This window comes from Bacillus sp. FF-1, assembly GCF_028548245.1.
GTDB lineage: Bacteria > Bacillota > Bacilli > Bacillales > Bacillaceae_G > Bacillus_A > Bacillus_A paranthracis.
This window is the reverse complement of record NZ_JAQQGG010000014.1, coordinates 25,276-50,047: the sequence shown is the minus strand read 5'-3', so window position 1 is coordinate 50,047 and position 24,772 is coordinate 25,276. Positions and strand designations below refer to the sequence as shown.

General features: G+C 30.7%; 23 protein-coding genes and 3 pseudogenes. 9 read left to right on the top strand and 17 right to left on the bottom strand.

Annotation, left to right across the window (positions count from 1 at the left end; translation table 11 throughout):
- Window positions 1-245, top strand: a pseudogene (locus PQF83_RS27275) (Tn3 family transposase); the annotation flags it as partial.
- Between the two features lie 99 nt (window positions 246-344).
- Here the strand turns inward: PQF83_RS27275 and PQF83_RS27270 are convergent.
- The 5 genes from PQF83_RS27270 to sunA form a co-directional block, all read right to left on the bottom strand.
- Entirely contained in the window at window positions 345-719 is a 375-nt protein-coding gene (locus PQF83_RS27270; protein ID WP_225991074.1) for a disulfide bond formation protein B, read from the bottom strand.
- Window positions 720-748: 29 nt separating this feature from the next.
- Window positions 749-2,023 carry a SunS family peptide S-glycosyltransferase gene (locus PQF83_RS27265; protein WP_048533119.1) on the bottom strand — a complete coding sequence of 425 codons (1,275 nt, stop codon included), beginning with the start codon at window positions 2,021-2,023 and terminating at the stop codon, window positions 749-751.
- A gap of 18 nt (window positions 2,024-2,041) precedes the next feature.
- Window positions 2,042-2,455: a thioredoxin family protein gene (locus tag PQF83_RS27260; RefSeq protein ID WP_046648572.1), complete on the bottom strand. Its 414-nt coding sequence runs from the start codon at window positions 2,453-2,455 to the stop codon at window positions 2,042-2,044.
- Window positions 2,456-2,644: 189 nt separating this feature from the next.
- Complete coding sequence (locus PQF83_RS27255) at window positions 2,645-4,759, bottom strand: peptidase domain-containing ABC transporter (RefSeq protein ID WP_052760947.1); 2,115 nt, start codon at window positions 4,757-4,759, stop codon at window positions 2,645-2,647.
- Between the two features lie 92 nt (window positions 4,760-4,851).
- Window positions 4,852-5,094 (bottom strand): sublancin family glycopeptide, encoded by a 243-nt coding sequence (gene sunA / locus PQF83_RS27250; RefSeq protein WP_046648574.1) that lies wholly within the window; start codon window positions 5,092-5,094, stop codon window positions 4,852-4,854.
- A gap of 191 nt (window positions 5,095-5,285) precedes the next feature.
- On the opposite strand from sunA, the gene PQF83_RS27245 reads away from it, so the two are divergent.
- The 3 genes from PQF83_RS27245 to PQF83_RS27235 all read left to right on the top strand — a co-directional run bounded on the left by PQF83_RS27245 (window position 5,286) and on the right by PQF83_RS27235 (window position 9,543).
- A complete protein-coding gene (locus PQF83_RS27245) occupies window positions 5,286-5,636 on the top strand; it encodes a PH domain-containing protein (RefSeq protein WP_046648576.1) in 351 nt (116 codons plus the stop codon).
- Between the two features lie 197 nt (window positions 5,637-5,833).
- Window positions 5,834-6,400: a recombinase family protein gene (locus PQF83_RS27240; protein ID WP_046648578.1), complete on the top strand. Its 567-nt coding sequence runs from the start codon at window positions 5,834-5,836 to the stop codon at window positions 6,398-6,400.
- Window positions 6,401-6,498: 98 nt separating this feature from the next.
- A complete protein-coding gene (locus PQF83_RS27235; RefSeq protein ID WP_046648580.1) occupies window positions 6,499-9,543 on the top strand; it encodes a Tn3 family transposase in 3,045 nt (1,014 codons plus the stop codon).
- 692 nt (window positions 9,544-10,235) lie between these two features.
- On the opposite strand, the pseudogene PQF83_RS27230 reads toward PQF83_RS27235, so the two are convergent.
- The 3 genes and pseudogenes from PQF83_RS27230 to PQF83_RS27220 all read right to left on the bottom strand — a co-directional run.
- Window positions 10,236-10,778, bottom strand: a pseudogene (locus tag PQF83_RS27230) (DUF6037 family protein); the annotation flags it as partial.
- 182 nt (window positions 10,779-10,960) lie between these two features.
- On the bottom strand, window positions 10,961-11,260 hold the full coding sequence (locus PQF83_RS27225; protein ID WP_000200275.1) for an ArsR/SmtB family transcription factor: 300 nt from the start codon (window positions 11,258-11,260) through the stop codon (window positions 10,961-10,963).
- An 855-nt stretch (window positions 11,261-12,115) separates the two neighbouring features.
- Window positions 12,116-13,429: a hypothetical protein gene (locus PQF83_RS27220; protein WP_000531859.1), complete on the bottom strand. Its 1,314-nt coding sequence runs from the start codon at window positions 13,427-13,429 to the stop codon at window positions 12,116-12,118.
- Window positions 13,430-13,984: 555 nt separating this feature from the next.
- Between PQF83_RS27220 and PQF83_RS27215 the strand changes: the two genes are divergently transcribed.
- Window positions 13,985-14,365, top strand: coding sequence for a DUF4878 domain-containing protein (locus PQF83_RS27215; protein WP_000790845.1), 381 nt, complete (start codon window positions 13,985-13,987; stop codon window positions 14,363-14,365).
- 39 nt (window positions 14,366-14,404) lie between these two features.
- On the opposite strand, the gene PQF83_RS27210 is transcribed toward PQF83_RS27215, so the two are convergent.
- The 4 genes from PQF83_RS27210 to PQF83_RS27195 all read right to left on the bottom strand — a co-directional run bounded on the left by PQF83_RS27210 (window position 14,405) and on the right by PQF83_RS27195 (window position 18,377).
- Window positions 14,405-14,854: an SMI1/KNR4 family protein gene (locus PQF83_RS27210; RefSeq protein ID WP_000073371.1), complete on the bottom strand. Its 450-nt coding sequence runs from the start codon at window positions 14,852-14,854 to the stop codon at window positions 14,405-14,407.
- Window positions 14,855-14,866: 12 nt separating this feature from the next.
- Window positions 14,867-16,099 (bottom strand): WXG100 family type VII secretion target, encoded by a 1,233-nt coding sequence (locus PQF83_RS27205; RefSeq protein WP_000107157.1) that lies wholly within the window; start codon window positions 16,097-16,099, stop codon window positions 14,867-14,869.
- Window positions 16,100-16,231: 132 nt separating this feature from the next.
- Window positions 16,232-17,959 (bottom strand): hypothetical protein, encoded by a 1,728-nt coding sequence (locus PQF83_RS27200; protein ID WP_002163384.1) that lies wholly within the window; start codon window positions 17,957-17,959, stop codon window positions 16,232-16,234.
- Between the two features lie 262 nt (window positions 17,960-18,221).
- On the bottom strand, window positions 18,222-18,377 hold the full coding sequence (locus PQF83_RS27195; RefSeq protein WP_000394773.1) for a hypothetical protein: 156 nt from the start codon (window positions 18,375-18,377) through the stop codon (window positions 18,222-18,224).
- A 351-nt stretch (window positions 18,378-18,728) separates the two neighbouring features.
- Between PQF83_RS27195 and PQF83_RS27190 the strand changes: the two genes are divergently transcribed.
- The gene (locus tag PQF83_RS27190; protein WP_000045596.1) at window positions 18,729-18,983 is read left to right on the top strand and encodes a hypothetical protein; all 255 of its coding nucleotides are present in this window, start codon (window positions 18,729-18,731) and stop codon (window positions 18,981-18,983) included.
- A gap of 288 nt (window positions 18,984-19,271) precedes the next feature.
- On the opposite strand, the gene PQF83_RS27185 is transcribed toward PQF83_RS27190, so the two are convergent.
- The gene (locus PQF83_RS27185; RefSeq protein ID WP_000386116.1) at window positions 19,272-19,784 is read right to left on the bottom strand and encodes a helix-turn-helix domain-containing protein; all 513 of its coding nucleotides are present in this window, start codon (window positions 19,782-19,784) and stop codon (window positions 19,272-19,274) included.
- Between the two features lie 21 nt (window positions 19,785-19,805).
- Window positions 19,806-20,155, bottom strand: a pseudogene (locus tag PQF83_RS27180) (transposase).
- A gap of 228 nt (window positions 20,156-20,383) precedes the next feature.
- Here PQF83_RS27180 and PQF83_RS27175 point away from each other — a divergent pair.
- Both PQF83_RS27175 and PQF83_RS27170 read left to right on the top strand, forming a co-directional pair.
- On the top strand, window positions 20,384-21,427 hold the full coding sequence (locus PQF83_RS27175) for a tyrosine-type recombinase/integrase (RefSeq protein ID WP_001021543.1): 1,044 nt from the start codon (window positions 20,384-20,386) through the stop codon (window positions 21,425-21,427).
- 138 nt (window positions 21,428-21,565) lie between these two features.
- Window positions 21,566-21,892, top strand: a complete 327-nt coding sequence (locus PQF83_RS27170; RefSeq protein WP_000019024.1) for a helix-turn-helix transcriptional regulator — start codon at window positions 21,566-21,568, stop codon at window positions 21,890-21,892.
- A 591-nt stretch (window positions 21,893-22,483) separates the two neighbouring features.
- Here PQF83_RS27170 and PQF83_RS27165 read toward each other — a convergent pair.
- Together PQF83_RS27165 and PQF83_RS27160 are read right to left on the bottom strand one after the other, a co-directional pair.
- A complete protein-coding gene (locus PQF83_RS27165) occupies window positions 22,484-22,762 on the bottom strand; it encodes an AbrB/MazE/SpoVT family DNA-binding domain-containing protein (protein ID WP_000843061.1) in 279 nt (92 codons plus the stop codon).
- A gap of 67 nt (window positions 22,763-22,829) precedes the next feature.
- Window positions 22,830-23,261, bottom strand: a complete 432-nt coding sequence (locus tag PQF83_RS27160; RefSeq protein ID WP_000894389.1) for a hypothetical protein — start codon at window positions 23,259-23,261, stop codon at window positions 22,830-22,832.
- A gap of 390 nt (window positions 23,262-23,651) precedes the next feature.
- Between PQF83_RS27160 and PQF83_RS27155 the strand changes: the two genes are divergently transcribed.
- Window positions 23,652-23,846 (top strand): hypothetical protein, encoded by a 195-nt coding sequence (locus PQF83_RS27155; protein WP_033672094.1) that lies wholly within the window; start codon window positions 23,652-23,654, stop codon window positions 23,844-23,846.
- Window positions 23,847-24,070: 224 nt separating this feature from the next.
- On the opposite strand, the gene PQF83_RS27150 is transcribed toward PQF83_RS27155, so the two are convergent.
- Entirely contained in the window at window positions 24,071-24,556 is a 486-nt protein-coding gene (locus tag PQF83_RS27150; RefSeq protein WP_272792350.1) for a YiiX/YebB-like N1pC/P60 family cysteine hydrolase, read from the bottom strand.
- Between the last annotated feature and the right edge of the window lie 216 nt (window positions 24,557-24,772).

Below are 24,772 nucleotides of genomic sequence, written 5' to 3'. Positions count from 1 at the left end.
TACAAAGGGGATTAAATAAAGGAGAAGCCATGAACGGATTAGCAAGAGCTATTTTCTTCGGAAAACAAGGTGAGCTTAGGGAACGGACTATACAACATCAATTGCAAAGAGCCAGTGCTTTAAACATAATCATCAATGCTATTAGTATTTGGAATACCTTACATCTAACTAAAGCAGTTGAATATCAAAAACAGTCTGGTAGTTTTAATGAAGAATTATTACACCATATGTCGCCTCTAGGTTGGGGTACGGCAACGATTTCTTCTTTTTGGAGCCACTTACAAAACTAAAATAAGAATCTGTACCAAAAAGATTTTTTTGGTACAGATTCTTATGTTGAAATATTAGTTTTTATTATTAATATAAAATGAACATACAAAAATCAATATAAAAGCACCTAAAGACATTTGAGGGATAGTTAAAAATCCCATATATACGGTCTGAATCGATGAGCAATCATTACTTGTAAAACTACAAAAAGTACTTTTTATAGCGAAATACTGTATGATACATTGATACAAAGCAATTATCATACCACAGAACGATAAAACACGAATATAATACTTGATATTATCATCCTTTTTTATCATTGCAATAATAATTAAAAATATTAATGGATACATGAATATTCTTTGATACCAACATAGGTTACAAGGAGTAAAACCCAAAATTTCACTGAAATAAAGACTTCCACAAGTAGCAATAAGAGAAATAAACAAACATAATCTAAGTATTTGAATAACCTCCCTTATATTTTTTTGTTGATATGAGTAGTTATTGTTTTGACTGTACGTAAAAATTTATTTCTAGCCTCTGTTGATTGAAGTTCATCAAATAACGTAAATGCGCCTTCCCAATCATCTATAGAACAATATAACTCTATTAACAATGCCTTAATGTGATCTTTTGATGAATCAATAAAACTATATTTGTTATTTTCGAGTTCACTCAATTTTAGCGCATCTAACAATTTTCCCGTTTTTAATCGAATATCATAAAATAAAATAAGTGACCTATAGTAATTCACATCAGAACAAAGCGGCTGTAGTTCTTCTAATAAATCAAGATATTCATTTAACTTTCGGATTTGTCTCTTTTGAAATAAAATATTACATAATAATAATATTGCTTCAGCTTGATATCTCTTATATGTACTTTGCTTATATAAATCAATTGCTTTTATTAAATTTGTTTCAATTATATGCATGTCTTCATTCGCATAGTGTAATTCTTTAGCATAAAAATATAACCATTTTGGATTAGTGGGTTCATCTTCCATCATTTGTCTTGTTAGTTTTATATTTCTATCATTTTTTTCGGACAGATTAATCACTTCAGGATCATACCCATCATGGCGAATCATGATATCCACTGTAATATTTTGTGGAATACTACCATCAGCATTTATAGGCTCTTCATGAACTTTTCCTTTGAATTGAATCCCTTTTTTTACAGAAAACATTTTTCTATTGTCAGTATATACATGGCCAATATGTTCTTTTATCATCGGACTAATTATACAATCTATAGAAAGAAATTGAATCAATTTGGCTACTCTTTTAAATTTATTCGTACTATCGACGCAATAGTTATCAGCATCTATATAATAAATCCACTCTGAACTTGTTAAACTTATAAGTTTATTTCTGTGAAAGGAAAAATCATCAATCCAAGGCTCATATACAACTTTAACCATTGGAAAATATCGGTTAATGATCTTTGTAGTATTATCTGTTGAATGAGAATCCAATACAAGAATTTCATCAAATTGATTTCCAAGGCTATCTAAACATCTTTTAATACATCTCTCTTCATTATAAGTAAGTATTCCACAAGTAATTGAAGGATACGGTGCCTTTTCATATTGAAAAACTAGTTCATTTAAATTTTGACTGTTGCTTAAACCTACCCAATTAATATAGTTATATTGTTCATTTCCTTGTATTAAACTTAAATCTTTTAATAAAGAAGAATGTGGGTGCGAATGTTCTAATCTAGTTACTAAGTCGTTTAATGTTTCCACTATATAACCCCTTTTAAATTATTTCATATATTTTTGTACAAATGTATTCAGTTCCTCTGTGGAATGGAAGCCCTCCAAGCGATCTAGCTCTTTTCCATCTTTGTAGTATAATAAGGTAGGTGATTTATTAAGTTTATTCTGTTCAAAAAAATCTCCATCCAAATTACTTGGTTCTTCAGCATTCAAAGCAAAAATCTCTGCCTTTTCCTGTTTGATTACTTTATTCATTGATGGCTTCATTTCTTGACATACACCACAAGAAGTTTTATAAACATACATAAAATAAGAGTTTTGAGAACTTATTTTTTGTTTATATTCTTTTAAACTTACATTTTTATAGTCTGGTTTTTCTAAAGTATTTGAATTGATAACGATAAATACAACGGCAGCTGTTAAAACAAGTGTAACTAAAGTGAAAATCCATTTTTTCATCCTTCATCCTCCTTAAAATACTAATTCCTATTAATTTTTATGCATCATTACTGGACATACAATAATGTCTCACTAACAGTCCCCCCTTTATAATTCCAACTTTTAAGGGGAGACTGTAAATAAAAACTTACAGTTATCATATTAAATGAAAATGTGATTTTATTAATGATCACATTTTTACTGGATACTTTATTCAACCACCATAGCACCTTTAAGATTGCTTACTTCTGTTATTTTATTATTATCTAATTTGAATTTCCTATCATACGATATAACATTTTCGGGATTGTGTGTTATGAAGATAAGCATGCAATTTATACTCATTAAATTAGACTGAATTTGCTTAAAGTTATCTATATCTACATTACTTAAAGATTCATCTAAAATAAGTATATTGGGTCTATGTAAAATGGCCCTAGCCATTGCTAACCTTTGTTTCTGGCCTGTAGATAGGTTAGCAGCATTCTCATTCAAATGAAAATCCAATTGATTTGGTAATGAATAAATAAACTCATGAACATTAGCCACTTTACAAGCTTGCATAATTTCTACATCACTAAAATCTTCTCCCATACATAAATTTTCTCTGATTGAATCTTTAAATAAAAATGGGTGTTCATTTAAATAGACAATGTTTTTTCTAATAGTATCTTCACTGATATTATTGATATCTACTCCATTAAGAAAAATTGTATTATTTTCTACTTTGTAAAGTTTAGTTAATGTTTTTGCGAATGTGCTTTTCCCTGTACCACTTTCGCCAATAATCAATATTTTTTCATTTTCATTTAATATAAGGTTCGCTCCCTCAATAATATTTCGGAAAGTGTCAAAACTAAAATTCAGATTTTGTATTTCAATATGTTTGATTTTTGATTCCTGTTCTTGTTGTTTTTCAGGATGAACAGGATATTGTAAAATATCCAAAAAACGATTTCCTGCTACAAAAGCTTTTTGCAATTGTGATTGTAATCCAATAAGTCCTTCTAAGGAACCCATTAAAAACATTAATAAGGAATTAATGAAAAGTAATTCTCCTAAAGTCATAGCATCAGACATAATTTGTTGTGCACCAACCCACAATATTAATACGGTAGAAGAACTTTGGATCATTTTTTTTAGTGCCCCATTGTTATTGGCTGCATACTGCTCTTTTAGAATTGCTTTTAATTGACTTTTAAATACGGTATTAAAGCTATTTAAAAAGTATAGTTTTTTATTTAGTGCATATATTGTAGGCATATTTTTTATAAATTGAACTAGAAATGAATTTGTATTTGCCTTTGTTTCCATTACAGTTCTATTTCGTTTACTTAAAAGGTCATAAAAAAGTACTGTTAAACATATTAGCAATAATAGTGGAATTAGAGTAGTAAGAAATAATGTAGTGTTCACTCGATATAGTACAGAACCAATTCCAATTATAATTATTAAATCTAATATTCCTGATATGACACTTGTGCTCACAATATTTCTAATATAAGATGCATCATTAAAACGAGAGATAATGTCCCCTGATTCTCTATTTTCAAAAAATCGGATGGGTAACTTAACAATATGGTTAAAGTAGTCTTTAGATATATTGTTATCGATATTATTTGCCATTTTAACAATAAATAAGGACCGGAAGTAATCAAAACATATCGATATTATAAATACCCCTAACATAGATAGCCCCCAAACAAATAGGTAATATTCTAAATGTCTAGGAAGTATCTCATCAACAAGGAATTGAATACAAAAAGAACTTGCAACTGAAAGAAATACAAATAATATAGACAAAATAAATACAATACCTAGCTGGAGAATATTTTTCTTCACAAGTTTTTTGACAAAATCTATTTTGGTATTAATTATCTGTGCAGGTTTATGAAATTCCGAACATGGTTCAATCATTAATAAAACCCCTGAAAAAGATTTTGAAAAGTGATCCATTTTAATTGCTGTAATTTGTTTATTTTTTGGGTCACTTATTATAAGCTTCCCTCGTTTCTTCTTGTAAATAACAATATAGTGCCCCTCATTATTTTCATTTACCAAAGCTATACAAGGTGTGCTTATGTTATCAAACACTATATCTAATCTGTTCTTATCTACCTCAACAGGTTTATAAGTTAAAAACTCAAAATTTCTAAGTACAGACAAAAGATCTTTTAAGTTATACCCCTTTTTAACTACTGTGAAATCTGTTAAATAATTGATACCATAGTTATATCCATAAAATTTCAAGATTGAAGATATACAAGCCAATCCACAATCATATTCGCCGTGTTGTTTTGTATGTATATATTTCATATATTTCATATATTTATCGCTTCCTTAGATTGTTGATTTCGTGAAAATAAAGAAAAAATCTCGTTATACAACGAAATTTTTTCTTTATTTTCTGAAGATTATTAACAGTATTTTCTTGCTAATTCACAATTATTTTGAGTTGAACCGCATCCACCATAACCACCAAGCCATTCACTACCTCCTGAATAACACAGTGCTTTAAAGTATGCACATTGAGCAGTTCCGATACCGCTACCGCGACCAGCGCCGCCACCATCATGTTGATGCATATAATTTACTCCATCATGTCCACCTTCAAAAGTCTCTAATTCTTCCAAGTTTAATTCTTTGATTAAGTCTTTCATAATTATTCCTCCATATAAATTGATTTATTGTTGTTACATTTCGAATTATATAACTATAATGAATATTCTTTCAATTGCTTTCTGTAAAAAATATACATAATATGCAAAATTGCATATTATGTATATTCGATTTAAAATTCTATGAATTTTCTGATATAATAATTGATATTAGATAATAAAGGAGTCCTACAATGCAAAATATATTAGACCAAGCCAAGACAATATTATCTTCAGATGAAAAAGTTCTAGATTTTTTACATGGATCTTTAGACGTTTTTGAATTTAGGCATCCTGTACGCCCTGGAGTATTAATTGCTACAAATAAAAGATTATTCTTTTACGGCCCTGATTTAGTTGGTGATGCATGGGTTAATGAATATTTTTATGAAAATATATCAAAGCTGAAGGAGAAAAAGAATTTATTTGGTGTACCTAGTATACTTTTTTGGAATAAAAACGAAAGAGTAGGCATCAAAAATATTCAAAGCAAAAATCTTAATGAATTTGTACAGATAATTAGAGAGAAAATAACCAATGAATAAATAGACTCTACAATTTAATCTTGTCAATAAAAATCCAATTTCTCAAAAATGTAGAAATTGGATTTTTTAATTCCTCTAAATTTTTATGTATCATAACTTTCAAGTTTTGACCCCTAATTTAAGATTCAGTAAAATAAGGGTGTTGACTAGTATCATAACTTATAGTCATAAGTGAAATGAAAAAGAGGTGCATTTTCGTGAAGTATGGTTATGCAAGAGTATCTACTTTGAATCAAGATTTAGAAAACCAAATAGCAACATTAGAGAAAGAAAATTGTGATTTTATTTATTCTGAAAAATATACTGGAACAAAAACAGATCGGCCAGAATTTCAAAAGTTATTGGCCAACTTAAAAGAGGGAGATACTTTAATTGTTACGAAATTGGATCGTTTTGCACGATCGACAGTAGACGGGATTCATACAATTAAGAATCTATTTGAAAAAGGAGTAAAGGTGCATATTTTAAATATGGGCTTAGTTGAAAATACTCCAACTGGAAGACTTATTTTTAACATTATGAGTGCATTTGCAGAATTTGAACGTGATATGATTGTCGAAAGAACGCAAGAGGGAAAAGCACTTGCTAAATTACGGGCGGACTTTAGGGAAGGGCGACCTAAAAAATATCAAAAAAAACAAATCGAACACGCCTTATCTCTTCTCAATCATCATTCTTATAAAGAAGTAGAAGAAAAGACTGGTATTTCGAAAAGTACACTTACAAGAGCTAAGCGACAATTGAAAAAAGAGCAAGATACTTAAATTAAATTATATTTTTAACAGGAAAACATTACGGACTAGAGCAGCTATCCTGTCAGTATGCTGATAAGATGTCATCTAGTTAATAAAGGAGATATGTTATGGTTAGTATGCAAGAAACAGCTTATCCCCGATTAAAGAGTTGTCCAAGTTTTACAGAATTAGAAAAACTTTTTTCACCCAGCTCAAGTGAAATTTCATGGGCAAAACAGAAAGCACGTAACTCGTTTTCGCAATTAGGTCTATTAACAATGCTAAAAACATTCCAATGTCTAAATTATTTTCTTCCAATCAGAGATACTCCACCAGTTATTATTGAACATATTGCGAGAAAAGCAAAGCTTAATCTACCAGAGCGAGAAGAATGGAGTTCTTATCATCGTTCTGGTACAGGAATCCGTCAAATCGCTATGATTCGTGAATATCGTCGAGCTAAAATGTTTAATGACCAAGCTCGTCAAGTCATGTTTAATATTATGAAAACATCTGTATTGGAAAAGGACGAAAAAAGCGATATCATTAATATTGCAATTGATGAGCTAGTCAAACACAGCTATGAGCTTCCTGCTTTTAGTACACTTACAAAAGCTGTAGACCATGTACATGCTGAAGCATATCGTACTTTATATCAATCCATTTCAGATGCATTAACAATTGAAGAAAAACAAAAGATAGATCAATTGTTTCAGAGTAGGGAAGGTTCTACTTATTCTGATTGGAATGTAGTGAAACAAGATCCTGGACGTCCCACTTTATATCAATTAAGACGCTGGATACATCGAAAAAACTGGCTCAACGAACGGTATGTAGGTTCTGATTTTTTTCAACGTCTCCACATTCCGCCTGCAAAAATTGAAAGATTAGCAGCTGAGGCTAAAACATTAGATGCATCTCGAATGAAAGAATTGGAGGCGCATAAAAGATATACATTAGCTGTCTCACTATTATCTGTCCAATTTGCAAGTACTATTGATGATATTGGAGAAATGTATATAAAGAGGATTGCTAGTTCGCATAAAAAGTCTGAAGGTTCCCTTCAAGAATTGAAAAAAAAGAAAGAAAAACAAACTGATAACTTAATTGCGATTCTACATAATACGGTACTTGCATTTCAGTCCGAAGGATCGATAGAGGAAAAGGTGCAAGAATTAGAAAATATAATTGGCGGAACCTCTGGTCAACGTGTATTAGATGATTGTGAAAATCATTTAGCTTATGCTGGAAACAATTACTTTTCATTTATATGGAAGCATTTAAAAAGCAGTAGAGCAGAGTTAATGAAAATATTAGAAACGTTAGAATTTAAATCAACAAACCAAAATAAAGGGTTAGAACAATCCATTTTATTTTTAGTGAAAAATAAAATGAAGAAATCTGAATGGATTCCTATTATGGACTTAACTAATCAAAAAAATAATGAAGCTGATTCACATACAACGTCTGTGGTTGACCTTTCCTGGATACCTGAAAAATGGTGGCGATGGATTCGTCCACATCAGAGAAGGAACGCTCCTCCTGAAAAGATTCATCGGCGCCATTTTGAAGCCTGTGTTTTTTCTCAGATTTGGTTGGAATTAAAGTCTGGAGACTTATATATAGAAGGAAGCGATAAATATGCAGATTATCGAAAACAATTAATTTCTTGGGATGAATATCAAGAAAATGTCGCTACTTTTTGCAATCAAGCAGGACTTCCTACGACTGCTCAAGAGTTTAAAATGCAAGTTTACAACAAACTAGAAAAAAGGGCTAGAAGTGTAGACGTTTCTTTCCCAAAAAACAAAGCTGTCACACTACGTAATGGTGAGCCAGTTATCACAAAACCTAAAAAGAAAAGAGTATCTCCTTTGTTAAAAGCCGTACGAAAACGTATTGATGAAAAATTGGTTCCCATTAATGTATTAGATTTATTAGGAGACACAGAATATTGGTTAAACTGGACTCGTTTTTTCGGCCCGATTTCTGGTCATGATGCAAAGTTAGAAAAGCCACCTGAACGCTATTTGACAACTGCTTTTTGTTATGGATGTAATTTAGGTCCCACCCAAACAGCACGCTCTCTAGGAAGTGTAGATCGAAAACATATATCTTGGATAAATGAAAGACATATTACAGAAGAAAACATTCAAAAAGCCATTGAGTGGATTATTAATGCCTATAATCGATTTAAATTACCTAAATATTGGGGAAATGGAACTAGTGCTTCGGCTGATGGCACAATGTGGGATTTATATGAAAAAAATTTATTATCAGAAAATCATATTCGATATGGAGGATATGGTGGAATTGGTTATTACCATGTCTCCGACACTTATATCGCTTTATTTAGCCACTTCATTCCTTGTGGTGTCTGGGAAGGTGTTTATATTTTGGATCTTCTCATGAAAAATAAATCTGATATTCAACCTGATACTCTCCATGCTGATACCCAAGGACAAAATGCACCTGTTTTTGGGTTAGCTTATTTACTGGGGATTCAACTTATGCCACGTATTCGTAATTGGAAAGATTTAAAGTTCTTGCGACCAAGTAAAGAGTCTACCTATCAACATATTGATGGATTGTTCTCACACTCAATTGATTGGAATTTGATTGGAAATCATTATAAAGATATGTTACGTGTAGTAATGTCGATTAAAATGGGACGAATTCATCCTTCCACGATTTTAAATAAGTTAAATACATATAGTAAAAAGAACAAGTTATATCAAGCTTTTCGAGAGTTAGGTAGTGCCATTCGCACTTTATTTTTGTTAAAGTATCTATCAGATGAAAAATTGAGAAGTACAATTCAAGCAGCCACAAATAAAAGTGAATCTTTTAATGGGTTTTCAAAATGGCTATTCTTTGGTGGTGAAGGAATCATTGCAGAAAATAATCGAGAGCGTCAAAGAAAAATCATTAAATACAATCATCTAATCGCTAATTGCTTAATTTTTTACAATGTATTTCACCTTACACGGATTCTTCATGAATATATACAAGAGGGAAATAAAATTGATGCGGAAGTATTGTCTGATCTGAGTCCGTATTTAACATTTCATGTAAACCGCTTTGGGAAATACCGACTAGATTCTAATCGGCGCCCTCCAAATATTGAATTTGATATACCTGTATCACCGATTCCAATTGAAGGAACTGGTTAATCTAAGCAAGAGCGGGGACAATTTATATAACTTCCCCTCTTGCTTTACGTTTGCGAGTGGCTCCAAAAAGAAGGAATCGTTGCCGTACCCCTAGGTTGGGAACATATTAATCTACTAGGAGAATATCATTTTAATTCGGAGAAAGTGGTCTCGTTAGATTCTTTAAGACCATTAAAACTTTCTTAACGTTGTAAAAATGGGGGAATCGTCAGGAAAATAGGCTTAGCGTTGTAAATCCGCATTTTCCTGACGGGACCCCTATAAGTTCTTTTTTAATAGTAATAATGCAATAAGGAGAAAATTAACTTTCTTCTTATTGCATTATTGCTGGCTAAGTAGTTTAGAGTTTCTTGTCCTAAGTACAAAAAGTTTAGACTTTCATGTCCCGTTATTAAGACAAGAAAGTACCTACAAAGTTTATGATAAGGACTATTTTCCAACGATTGTTCATGAGATTTTAGTTTAGAGATTCATGTCTTTGTACATTACAGAAGCAAATCCATGTGATCTTATGGGTACGTGTAGGTTTAAATGTAGGTTACTTTTCTACTCTGTAACAAGTTTAAATATATAGTATATAAAAAATAAACAAGATAGATATGCTAGTCTATAGCTACTAGTGATTGGGTGTGTAGTAGGTATATATAAAGAACCCGACATTTGTGCCAGGCTCTTTTGGGTTATATTTGAGATTAGAGTTTGTTAAATTTAGTCTTTATTTCTTCTTTTTCTTTTCGCTCATCTTTTGGTGTACGCGTGAAGCATACGGAAATATTCCTTGTACCAATAAGCTTATGAGCATCGGGTAAAAGTTTTTCCGTTTTCGCTTTATTTTCTAAACTCCGTTTTTTTCCATTTAAATCATTATTAAGGAAACTGCGAAAATATATTTTGTCTTGTTCATTATCTTTACTGGTAGGATATGAATATGAACAAGCCAATCTATCCTTAAGCAGAATATTAGCTTTTGTTGGAATAGCGTTATGTAGAGCCTTGAAAAAATATAGTGGTTTAAAAGGACCGTTTTTATTATAATCAATTTCCAGGAACTCACAAAGTTTTTTGTATAAAATCTTATTCAGATCTGCTAATGGTAAGTGAAACGATTTGTAATTTTCTTCATTTTTGTATATTAACGGTAATTCCAAAAATTCGTTAGTGCCTCTTTTAAATAAGCCCAATGTGTATACTTTATTTGCTGTATCATCATAACTTTTTTTATCATCTATATCCCTTCCAGCGGCGTATTAGTGTTGATGGGGCATTTTCTTTTACAGGTTCATTATGACATATTTTAGTTATTGATATCATTAGAATAAAGAGATTATTTTTTAATGAATTAACAAATAAAAACCCTCCATTATCAGGAGGGTTTTGCTTTCTAAATAATTTACTTTTAAATTGTAGTCCTAATATTTTATTGTAACGGTCCTAATAACCCCATAATTTCTTTGGCTTTTTGGTTTTCAATGCTATAGTAAATTTCTAATCCTTGACGATTACCTCTTATAACCTTCCCTTTCATTTTAGATAAATGTTGGGAAACTGTTGATTGTGGAATGTTTAAAATTTCGGTCATTTGGGTTACATTTAGTGTTTTATGTTTAGAAAGCTCACTGATCAGTTTTAAGCGCATTGGGTGTGCCATAACCTTTAAAAGCTCTACATCCTCTTCTAAAATCGTATTTTCTACGTGTTGATTCGCAAAACTTGTCATAGTATCTTCTCCCCTTATTTGTTCTCTTCTCTTCTAATGTCATATAACTTCTGTAATACCTAATATCATTATATTTGAATGTTCTTTGTGAATTATAATAACTAAATTATACAATATCAATTTGTGTTAGTAGTGTAGTTAATGTGTGGTTTGTATGAAGTTTTAATTTGTAATGGTCTGAATGTAGCCTATTTATTAGACGGGACAAAATAATAAAGTATTATTAGGTAATAATATTTAAGTCATTAAGTATACAGGTAAGATTAGATTAGACTTGAATTAATACTTTACATAAACCATAACTAATTAAGTTGCCAAGCTCCTTTGCTTATTGCAAACTTTATGTTGTTTTCCGTTTATTACTAATTTTAGAATTACGTAGATATTATAAATTTCCGAATCTATATTTAACTATTTTAATGTTTATATATTAAAAAGTTTAAGGATATGTGTTATTATTTATATTGCAGGAATCATAGCTACCCTGCTTTTTTTAGTTACTAAGGAGGAGTGCAATGATGAGAGTTTTAATCGAGTTTTTGTTATTTATGTGTTGCCTTGCTTCTATTTTTCAGCTTGCATTGGTAATTAGACGTTATATGGCCATAAAAAAAGATTGGTTATTATGTAAAACAAAAGTCTTTAGTCAATCATGTGTGACTGGTTGTTATATTCTAGCTTTTTTTGTATTGAGATTCTATTAAGAACCTTTTATATAAGAATGGATACTAATGAATTTTAATTACCTTAGAACAAAAAAAGAACTTAGAAACCATAATACATAAAGGTTATAAGTTCTTTTTTGCTATTGAAACATTAAGTTACTGGCAGGTTTATTATCCATTTTACGAGAGTTTACAATTTCCGTATTACTCCCTCATTAATTCCAGTCATATAATCTCCATACATATTCCTTGCGAAAAGCTCGTTTTGTACTCCTAATTCCCATTTTTCGTTTGTAGCAGCTGCAAGATAAATAAACATATCTTTAACATGTAATTCAGTCTTCTTTTTATCATAATTGTCATAATTACTAAAGGAACTTATATACCTACAATACATCTCAAACAAGTGAGTTTCATCAAAATAAGTATCTCCTATGACACTGTAAACATGATCATTTCCAAAAAGGAACTCTGTCATTTTCGATATTAGGTCAAATTGATGCTCCTTTAGTACAAACCATTCTGCACCAAGGTGCTTAGTTTTTTCTGGTTCTGATTTATCATAACGAACTGCAGATGCAAGTTTAGAAATGTAGCTTCCTGTTATCACCACTAGCATATCTGCTAATTGTAATCCAACAAATTCTTTAGAATCCTTCTCTTCCATTATATTGCCAAACCCAATATTCTCAAATGGCTTAGAAGGTATTCCCTGATCAAGAATTAGTGTAGATTGCTCAGGTTCCCATATACCGTGTAACTTATTCTCACTTAACCATAAATCAACATCAGAGCTTACCTTTTCCCAGTCAAATGATACTTTTTCAAATACCACATCATTAGCTAATTTCTTCCCATTCCCAATGTCCTTTATCATTTTTTTGTAATATGCTATTTGGTTCCTCATTCTAGCAATATTCTTATGTTTTGCCACAAATTCTTTCAAATCTTTTTGAATAGAGTATAGTATTTCATTGATTGTTTTTTCTGGATCAAAAAGATTTCTAATAACCTCTTCAGATGCTTCTAATTCACAATATTTTGTGAGACTGTATTTAAACAAAATAGCAGAGTCGATAAATCTTTTTGCTTCCAGTTGGAGAATCCACTGTGTAAGTCTAGCATCAATAACCATCGACATTTTATTTACTGAAAATAGTAAGTTAGAGACATTTGCATCTAGTAGCATGTTAAATAAATTTAAATAAAAACTACTATTTACTTCTTTCATACTTGCAACGCCGAAATTGAAATTGCCTTTTAGAATATCAATTCCTTTTAGCTCTTTCTCAACTTTATTTTTTTGTCCGCTTCTATAGTTTTCAACCAGTTCCAGGTATTTTTTGTTAACATTTTCTAGGGAATCTTCTGGAATATAAAGTACATCGGCTACATAAGAACGCATTAAATCATCACCTAGATTTATTCTTCTATCGTCACGGTATGTATTTGGAATTCTGATTGTTTCTTGTGGTCCTTTTTCATCAATAAACACTTGTCCCATTGTTAATCATCCTCTCTTCTACTTAAGTCATTTAATTTTTACTACATTGTAAATGGATAAATAGTACACTCTAAAATTGCATTTAACGTTTTTTCTTAATGTTAGTATCTACAAATATATTATATATACGATATATGTGTTTTGTATGGAGTTACTGTAAATTTTTTGGGAAGTTTTCACAAAAGTAATCTATATAAAGAAAGCCTTAACTCTAATTTTTATGAATATGCTTATAGTTCAAAAAAGATAAAAGCCCTCCTGTGAATGGGAGAGCTTTTATCTTTCATATAAGTGAATCCGATTTTATGATTTTAAAAATGAATGTCGTCTGTTATACCCCTATAACGCTGACTTCATTATTATACTAATGTATATAACGGAAATCAATATTATAGTAATAGGTAGATTCCCCTGCTGCTCATCTTTTTAATAATAACATCATAAAAATTATATTTAAACATATATAGTTTTACGGTTTTAATTATTATATACTTATACAAGTGATTTAGCTCTTTATAAGAGTTGAAATTACGTTATATATAAGGAGTGGTTTGAATGAAAAACAAATTTGTGCGTATGATCATGTTAACGCTGGTAATGATAGTATCAATTTCAGCACTTGCAGCATGTGGAAATAATCGTAACCCTGAAGAAGTTGCTACAGCGTATTTCGAAGATGCAAAAGAAGGAAATGTTAAAGATTTTGGCGAGTTATTCACTCCTGAAGCGAAGAAAATCGTTGCTTTTGTGGGCGGAAATGCAGACCTAATGAAATCAGTTAGCAAGGATCTTAAAAGCTATAAAATTCGAAAAGTCGAAGAGAAAAATGAAATTGCTACAGTAACTGTTGATGCTGTATATAAAGATAATCCTAAAAAGGTAATCGTAATTGAACTAGAGAAAACGGATGATGGTTGGAAAATTAGTAAATCATAAAAAAACGGTCTAGAATTCTAGGCCGTTTTTTTTACTTCCTCAATCTTCTTCAAAATCACGTAGACTAGCAAGTAATTCTGTGAATGTTGAGCAAACAGGATATATTGCTTCTTCTATGTTATCCTCCTCATGCTCCCAAAATACTACTGTTGGTGATTCAGGACTGTTACGGTAATCAAAACATAGATGATTCCCAAATGAATCCTTGCCAAAAGGATATACTTTATTTGCTAATCTATCTTTTATATCATTATAAACTTGAATGATTGAATTTCTACTTTCTAAATCAAAAGTTAAAAGCTTACTAAATACATTCTCATCCTGTCCAGGTACATCAAATATTTTTGGTCTTGGATAACCACTATCATATTTTTTTACACATTCCACAAAATCCATAGGGAATTTTATGTTAAAATATTGTTCTACTTTCTGGATGTTTTCATCTGTAATTTCTTTTTTATTTACTCCAATCCAAGTAACGTTGCTCATATATAATCCTCCTTACTTATCGCTGTCTTTTCCCCAAATTTTATATCCACCAGTGTGGCCTGTTTTCCTATGTGTTTCATAATCAACAAGTTGCATTCGTCCTGCTTCTTGATGATGATGCCATGTATAATTTTCTGGTACCTCACCTAGTTTAAATAACTCTATTTCTTCTTCTGTGAATTTTGCAGCTAATTTAGGGTCTTTCATTATTTGTTCGTATAATGCTTTACTACATATTCTATCATGTGTTGGTCTAGACTTTTTAAAATCAGCTTCTTTTAATTTAACTTCAGAAACGGGTTTAAAGATAGGAAAACCATCTAAATCATACGGAATGCCTGTAACTGGATGTTTATCCCCCGCTAGCTCACCCAATCTTAATCTTATTGTTTTCGGACCATTTGGACCCTCATAAGTATATGGAGCTGCTTTCTGTAAGTACTGTTTAATACTACCGACTCCCGCATATGAAAGGTGGTTTCCAACCTTGAATTCATAGTTGTTTAATATATGTAGTGCATTTCTATATGCCGGAGAATTAATTACAAGTGATTTTCCTTTAGTAAAACCTGTAATAGCAGCTACCTTTCCAACTTGTCCTGCTTTACTAAGACCTTTATCACCCAGAAGCCCGAGTCCTAACGTTGCTATACCATAAGCTACATAATGCTCTCTACTTTCCAGATCCCCATTCCAAAATTTATTCATAAATGTATCTGATACAGTATTCCATGCAGCAGGAATAGTCTCCCTATAGTTTACAATCGCATCTCGCATATTAAGCCAGGTTTCTTTATCACCTAAGGATATCAGTCCTTCCCACGCATCCACTGCACCATCTACAAACCCATTAGAAATACCAGTCCACGCAGCATTTAAATCTTTTTTATTGAAAAAAGACTCTTCTGATTTTGGAGGGAGTTTTCCGCACATGGCTCCTTCTTGAATATCAGAGTCAACTAAATTTCCGCCATACAATTCATCCGCTTCTCGGAATTTAACAGCTGCACGTTCTAATTCTACTGCGATTTTATCTAATTCTTGCAAGATGTTAAACATCATTGGCTTTGCTTCATTAAACATCTGATAGAAACGATCACTGCTTGCTCCGCTCCACTGAGAAGCTATATATTCAGTTTGAGAGTATAAATCTTTATGTATATATTCTAATGACGACCTCGTATTTCTTACGGTTTTAGCAGCTTGTTCTAATTGTTCCGGTGTTACCTTAATTTGTGTGCTCATTCCATCCCTTCTTTGCATATATATTATGAAAATTATAACATATCATTATTTCATTAATGGTTATCATTTGAAAATATCCGTTCCTAAAAAAGATAAAAGTTACAACAATAGTTGCAACTTTTATCTGAAATATTAATCTTCCTTGATTTCTTCCCAACACTCATCACATACTTTATCCGTAGGGGAATTCAATGTTTTTCCACATTTCATACATTTCCCTACATGATTAGGATGCTCGCAATATAGGCAAGTACCTATTTCAAATCCGTTATCTTCTGATAAGTTGATGCTATATTTATTACATTGTTCACAAGGAAAGGATGCTATGTCATCTTCTTCTATTTCAGGCATATAATTCTTCATAAAATAGGAAATTTCAGTTTCAATTATTTCGAGGTCGTCAATATCAAGCTCTGCCTCATTGTCTGGCATATATGTTCCTTGATCATCATCAAAGTATGAACTCCCGTTTGTAAACGTGATTTTAAAGGTAGTTTGCGGAGTGTTGTTATAAAATAATATAAAGTTCACTGTACTTTCACCACATTCAGAACTATCAAGTGCTACTTCTGTTGCCATGTGTAATGTACAATCAAAGTAATTATGGGTGATTTCGAACGCTTTTTCATTATTTAATAAATTTTGTTCTTCAAATTCTAACTCGATGTCACTACGATAATATAACATTTCTTGTAAATTACCAAACGCTTCAGAGACTATCGCTTTAAACTTTTCTAGGATTTCATCTTCATCTAGAATTTCTACTGCTGCTTCTTCACGTATTCTTCTACGATAATGAAGTTCTGCTTCATTATCGCCCATCATTTGCATAACTTCTTGTTCTTCTAGTTTTTCAAGATATTTTTCCATTTCCGAATCTAAATGATTATTGAATTTTTTTTCGGCTTCTGTAATTATTCCTAATAACTCTTCCATGATTTTTTTGTATTTTTTAAACAGCTTTATATCTATTAATTTGTTATGGGCTACGTGATTTCTATCCTCACAAAAGCCTTTCCACTTGCCTATAAATCTATCTAAATCACAAGAAAACCATGGCTCAAAGAATTCTTTACCAAAGTCCTTATCTACTTCCAATGTATCCTCTAAAATACCTGTTAATTTTTTTTTATGCATATCTAATTTTTGTCCATTTAATAAATCAGTCATAATATATTGGAATTTTCGAATGTCCGGATTGTCTGTATTTGGAGAAGCGAATAAGTTAACTTCTTTTACTTTATGTGTTTTAAAGGTCAAAATACTTATTAAATCTCCGGTATCTATAGACATTAAACTTGTATGTATATTTTTAAAACTATGTGAACGCCCTTTAAATTGTTCATCTCTTTCTTTATATCCTTGAACGAGCTTGGTAGGCATATATGTTTCCCACCAATTTCCACCTAAATTATAGAATAGAATTGTATTAATTAATCTTCTTAATGCGTTCTCTACTTTATGAACCTCGCCGTATAATATATCTGAAAACCTTTCAGCTTGTATATCTTGTAGCCACAGACATTCTTCCCATTCAACTAGCATTAAATCTTTTAACTTGGTTTTTAAATTATGTAGATTCGGATCTAGATGCGTCCAATAATCTCCAGATATTTCTACTTTTAATTGTGAAATTGTATTTGACCTGATATAGGTAAATGAGATAATAAATTCATTTATATTATCTATCACAATTGCGCATTTTCTAGTTTTAGTATTGGCCGAAAAAAAATTAAAATCATTTGTCCTCAAATCTTTTTTGATGTTCTCCAGAAGTTTTTTCGTATAACTTTCGAAATCAAAATCTGATTCTGAATTCTTTAGATTAATCATTACGAACTGTACTAATTCGCTCATCATGTAGTCCCCCATTAAATTTAAAAATAACATGCACTTAATGAAAGAATATAGAAACCTCTCATTCCTCTATTAGTTCTATTTTCTTCATTTATTGACCAAAAAATAAAAATATGGTATGTTTACTGTAGATTAGATATATATTGAATGCATATCCAATATATATTAAGTATAGTACTTAACTGAATTGCATAAACTAAAAAAGACGAGATGCGTCAACATCCCGTCCCATAACTGCTACTGTCAAGGTGGCTGTTATTATGCATTATCTTTTTCTTTTAGACCCACGCTTGTACTTTGGTCGGTGAAGCGCGGGTTTTTTGTTGTCTTTTTTTTCGAATTGCTTTTTCAGTGCGTATGCTGAAACCTCACGCACAACTGCTCTTGCAATTTCTTTTAAAAGTTCAAACAAAAATTCCATGTTATATCACCCCCTTTCCTTCCAAATGGAAAGAAGGGATAATAACAAGCCCACCTTCACACGATATACAGTTATACTCCTATTTTATCATATTCCTATTCATTTAAATAGAGAATCCACAATGATACATTCATTTTTGAATAATCTAGTTTACTATAATTAAAATATGTTTACTCGAAGGTTTTCACACTTAACCATAAATTTTATTAGAAATAGTAATTTTTTTGAATTTTATAATATTTATTTATCAAGTTTTAAAGATTTTAAACACCTGTGGTATATGTTACCATTTTATTAACCTATTAGTTACATTATTCTAATAAGTTAATAAAATAATAAGGGGGATTATTTATGTCAAAGTCAAAAATTAAAAAGATAGTTGGGGCGCTAAGTTTAACATCTTCATTACTTATTTCTGCAATGCCGGCAAGTGCTGGTTCAGGATTAATATGGGTTAGAGACAAATACCCTAATGCATATGAATTTGATTATAATGGCGCCAAGGGGACAGTTAAAATTTTTTACAGAGATAAAAAAGGAAATACTAAAACAAAGATAGAAAAATGCCATATGGATAACAACACATGTTATGTACCAGATAAATGATAAAAAAAGCACTCAATTCGAGTGCTTTTTTTACCTTGAATAAAATCGTCTTAAATTTCTCATCACCAATTCCAAAATTCTCTATATATAGTATATATGTTACTTTTTTTGTATTTTAAGAGAATTTTTTTGGAGCACACTCAAAAAAGGGGCTCTCAAATTCGTTTATAAAGAGCGTTGGTTATATCAGCAATACAATAAGATTCGATAGTTGTAAAGTTTCTTAAAAACAAAAATAGACCCCTTATAACGTTTTTCGTTTTTTAGGGATCTATTCTTTCTGGGATTCTATTCTTCTATTTCTTCTTTTACTTCTGCAGATAAAATGTCTTCAGCAAACTTCTTGTAGCCATTATACCCCTTCTTTGCAGCCTTTTTCTTTATTGCTTCTACTACTTTTTCATCAAGATAGAGACTTAAATGCTGCTTTTTTTCTTTCGATTCCTCTTTTGAACGGTTTTCAATTTTTTCTTTGAAAACTTCCAAATCCTTTTTTAAGTACAATCGTTCAGTAGATTTCCCTTTAGCAATCTCTTTAAAGGGCAATATCCCGTCTTTAGCGGCATTATGAACGTAAGTCTTAGACTTATTTAGAAATTCAGCTGCTTCTTTTAATGTTAAAGAGTCTTTGTATAATTCCTCTAACTTTTTTACATCTTCTTGTTCAAAGCGATATCCGCCATCTGCTTTCCAGGTAGCCAGATTGATAGGTTCGATCTGTTTATACTTAATTAAATAGCCTAATTGATTTTTTGTTAAACCTACCCTATCGCATACCTCTTCTAAAGATAAATAGTCCATTTCTCACCTCGTCCGAAACTTTCATTCTAGCTGTTGTTTAAATTTTCTTAGTTGATACTTTGTTAAACCTGTTTCTTTTACTACATCTGTAATTGAGTACTCCTTATACTGCAGATACTTAAATGGATTCTCCATATAACGTTCTCGTACCTTATTAAATGTACTCTTTTTCGATAAAGAATTCAATTGCTCTCCTTTCTCTCGGATGGAATCGAAAATGGACAACCTTTACAATGTTTGTAGTTTCTCTGTTTTGCCTGTTCTTGCTCATCTGTACAATTCACTGATAGGTTGTTCAGAGGGCAAATTGAACAATGGGTATCTTCTAAATTATGGATTTCTTGTAAAATTTTCAGACGAAGACTAGTCAAAAAAATCTCCTCCTACCGCATTTGGATTGAAATGTACAAAAAAATCAATTAAATATTTCCATTATACATTATCTAAACAGAAACGTTAAATAATAAGGTAAAAAATATATTTAAACATTTCATTCTATACCACAATAAATTATGTATTTATTGTGGTATAATTAGAATCATAAAATTTTATAAAAATATATGTGTATCTTTTCATTCTATTAAAAGGTGTGTGTAAATTTGAATATTATAAATTACGAACATAATAATCAACTTGTAAAATCTAAATCGGATTTTTTTGATAGCAGTCATTTCGAAAAAATTATGGGTTTGGGTATCCGTAATATTGACTACTCCCAATTAAGTGAAGAATCATTAGTTTATTTATTTTTACATGATGAGCCTTCTTTAACGAAAAAAAGAAGTGAGCGAACTAAACAACAGTATCTGCACGATCTTTCTCATTTTCTTCGTTACATAAAAGAAACCATTGGAACCATCCAGGAGCTATCCCATAATGATATGGAAATCTACTTCTATCAACTAAGTAAGAAGTACGCGGCCACCACATTACGTCGAAAGAAAACAGTGGTTCAGCAGTTTTTAAAATATGTGTATGATAACAATGGACTCTCTGACAACTTTAGTAGTCGTCTCAAAAAAGTATCTGTAAAAAAAGAAGAGCTAGTCAATCGTGATCTCTTTCCAGAAGAAGTGAACGAAATTCTAGATACATTGAAGAAAACGAATTTCTTTATGTATTCCTTGTTTTTCCTTCTTACAACTACTGGACTCCGGATTGAGGAAGTTGCAAATGCAAAGTGGGCTGACCTTGCATTCCACCCTTCTTTAAATGTTTATCTCCTACGTGTAGTTGGTAAAGGAAATAAAACGAGAGAAGTTCGTATCTTTGAAGATGTACTTAACGATCTCTGTCGTCTTCGTCAATTACGAAAACAAACGAGTGAATTAGATGCCTCTAGTTCATCTGCCTTTCTACCTAAAGCGGATGGTTCTCATTATAGGGCCGACTACTTATCAAAATATGTAGCAGAAAAAATTGAAGAAACTAATTTACCATTTCTGCGTTACCGAAAAGATAGAATAACTCCTCATACCTGTAGACACTTCTTCGCCAATCATTTAATGGGAAAAGGAGTCGAACTTAAGAAAATACGTGACTATTTAGGACATGAGTCTATTATGACGACGGAACGTTATTTAAGAGAACGTACAAGACGTCAAAACTTGGCCACAATAGATATCGGAAATTCGTTATTTTAGTAAGTATATATATAATAGGAAGAAACTCGATTGATGTATCGTTTTCTTCCTATTTTTCTGCTCATAGAACTCTAAATATCTCTCTTTCATCATAACATTTACACTAACGTTATAAATCAGAAAGGAATAGGTAAAGATATGTCCCATTTAAGCAAACGACTTGCTGAATTGCGAAAAAAACGAGGATATACGCAAGCCGATATATCACATCGCCTAAACATCGCCCGTACTACTTATGCAAATTGGGAATATGGAAAAGCTGATCCTGATGCAGATTCGATAATGCGGATTGCAGAGCTACACAATATCTTCATAGATGAATTGTTCGGAAGAAATAATCCTCTAGAAAGTAAATTAGAATCTATTAAAGTAGCGTTAGCAGATATACCTGCTGAAAAGCAACAAGAAGCGCTGGATGTTCTTATTAATTATACATATTTCATTAAGAAGCACTTTCTATCATAAGGTAAAAAATAAGTTTGAAATTCATGAAAAGGTATGTGTTTGGATCATCTATCCATACCTTTTTGATATTTGTGAATGATAAACTCTACATAACGATCTAAATAATCTGAATTATTAAAATGAAATCCATCAGTAGCAACTAATATCTTATTTAATGCATCAAACTAATTATTCTAACAAACCTGTATAGTATAATTACATATTTATAATGCCAAAGATCTATTTCTTCTTTTGTCTGCATAGCTCATATTAACAATTAATTTTGTATTGCTCGGAAAAATAAACAGCCATACACTGCATTAACCCTAAAACAAGAACGTTTGTTCTTATTATATTCCCACTTAACTTAAATAATCAAGTCGTTTCATGAGAATACGTTCGTTTTCTAAAAGAAATTATGTATTTTTCTTGAATTTATATTCATATATATAGAATGTGTGATTATTTATGCTAAAATGAATGTGATATGAAATATTGCTAATATATTTGCCATTATAAAAGTAGTGTTTTTAGAATCATGTTGGTTTAAGACAAAGAAAAAGACATCTATAGAGATGTCTTTTTCTTTGTAATGTACTAAGAAGAATGTTGTTATTTAACCAATTGCTGTTGGATTTCCTTAATTAAAAGTTCCGCCCCTTCTGGACTAAGAACAATTTTATTATTTGCTAATGATATATTTTTTTCTGAAATATCACCAGTTATTGCACAAGCATCATAAGATTTATATTTTTGTAAAATAATCTTTTCATCTTCTACAAATATTTCTATAGGATCTTTTTCTGCAATTCCTAATGTTTTTCTTAACTCTTTCGGAAGAACAATTCGCCCTAATTTATCTACTTTTCTTGTAACACCTGTTGATTTCATGTTTAAATCCCCCCTTTATTTTTTATATTTCTAGCTACTATCTGCATGTAATACTACAATTATATATCTAAATTCCTTTGTCGCCTTTTATCTCATTTTCCCTTTCTTTAGCTTCTAAGCTAAATTTAGCGTAAGTCATTATTTTTTCTAGTTCATTTTTGGAAGCATTATAATCTTTAATATAACGTTCTTTTCTTCCAGGACTCATATATTTATTTTTTTTCATTTCGTTTATTGTTTCTATATTCATGACTTTTCGTTTTCCCTTTTTCTCATATAAAAGTTTTAGATGTATAGCTAGGCCTATACTCCAAAGAGTAAAACCAATAATGAAAGATTGTAATGGATGTGCTGAAAGAGAATGATCAATAATAATGAAATAGAGAAAATAAATAATTGAGATTGCAAACAAAAATGAATTATAGTATTTTTGTATATTTTTGTATTTATGTATTTTTATTTCGTGTTGTTTTTTTCTCATTTCAATAGTCTCTAACATGTATAAATTATCTCCTTTTAAATAGGACCAGGTGGTTATTTTTTATACTATCCCCTTTTAACACTAAATAGAAATAATAGTGAAGCCAAAGGGACTATTCCTTTGATATTGCTAGTGTTTGCGCCCCTTGTTTACTTATGTTTCACTAACAACAAATAACCTTATATATTGATTATATAATTAGAGTTAAAGACGAACAACAATAAACTTCATGAAGTTTATTGTTATTTAGTTAAATGGCTAGAAATTCAATAGTATTGCTATTATATATCTATAAATAAGTAAAAGGATGTTCAATATGACTATATGTAGCTACTTCCATTTTAATTGAAATTTCAACTATATAAAGTAACACTTTTAATATAAGTAAGGGAGCGATTACTGTTGAAAATGACAAAAGGAGATTCAATACTCCGTTTGCTGACAGAAATTAAATTAGAGCTGAAGGAAACAAAAGAAGCTATTGAAAAATTAGATGAGAGATTAGAGAAAATAGAAAAACAAACACTTTCTACAAATTCATTTAAACTTGCTCTAAATACTCGAAAAGAAAAAGATTGGAAATATCCTTCTAAGATGAAATGAATTAGATTGATATTTTTCATTTTAGAATATATAGAAACAAGTAGAACATCTAAATAGGTACCTTTAATCATTTAATATAGATATCGCAATATAAAGTACAATGAACATTGTTTTCTTTCTTACTACCACACGGAAATTGTCCCCTAGCTCATGCTAGGGCTTTTTCTAATAACCCAATATAACAAAAAAGACACTTACTTCCCATAAAGTAAGTGTCTTTTTTGTTATTCTATCTGCGCAATAGGAAGAACATGATGATCAGCAGCAATATGCTCAGGGAAGATAAATCCCTCTGAGTCAGTAAGAAACTCTACACCTATTTTTTTAAAACACTCATTTACAAACTCGGAACATATATATTCATTATTGTCTTCGTGTCTCCCTATTCCTAACCCTATCCGAGCAACAATTTGAGCAATTTCATTTTTATCGTATCCACTGTTTAATAAACTAAAGCCAACTTTAATAAGGTTTCTAATCATTTCACTATCATCGTTAACATTTTGCAATAATTCATGACGAGCAATAAATAATGAACCATTATATCTGTTGTTAGAGTTCTCATAGTTTTTTATATAATGCTCTAGCGGGACTATCCTGACTCCATCGTCCTCAACACTTTCCATAATAAGCGTATGTTCTCCCCATTTTACAATAATCCCCGTATGACTAAACATTGATTCAGAAACCTTTTTAATTAATTTACTCACCAAATAGTTACCTGAACATAAAAAATATCTCCTGTTTTTAAAACATTGATTAAATTTTCATATTTATCAATTTTTATGTTATTAAATTTATCTGTTCCCATTACATAGTTCACAACCTCACCTATGGAAATTACTAAGAAGAGTTTCTTTAATCTATTATAAAGTTTATTATTTAAAATCAGTCATATTTTATTCGTTAATATCTCTAAAATTTTT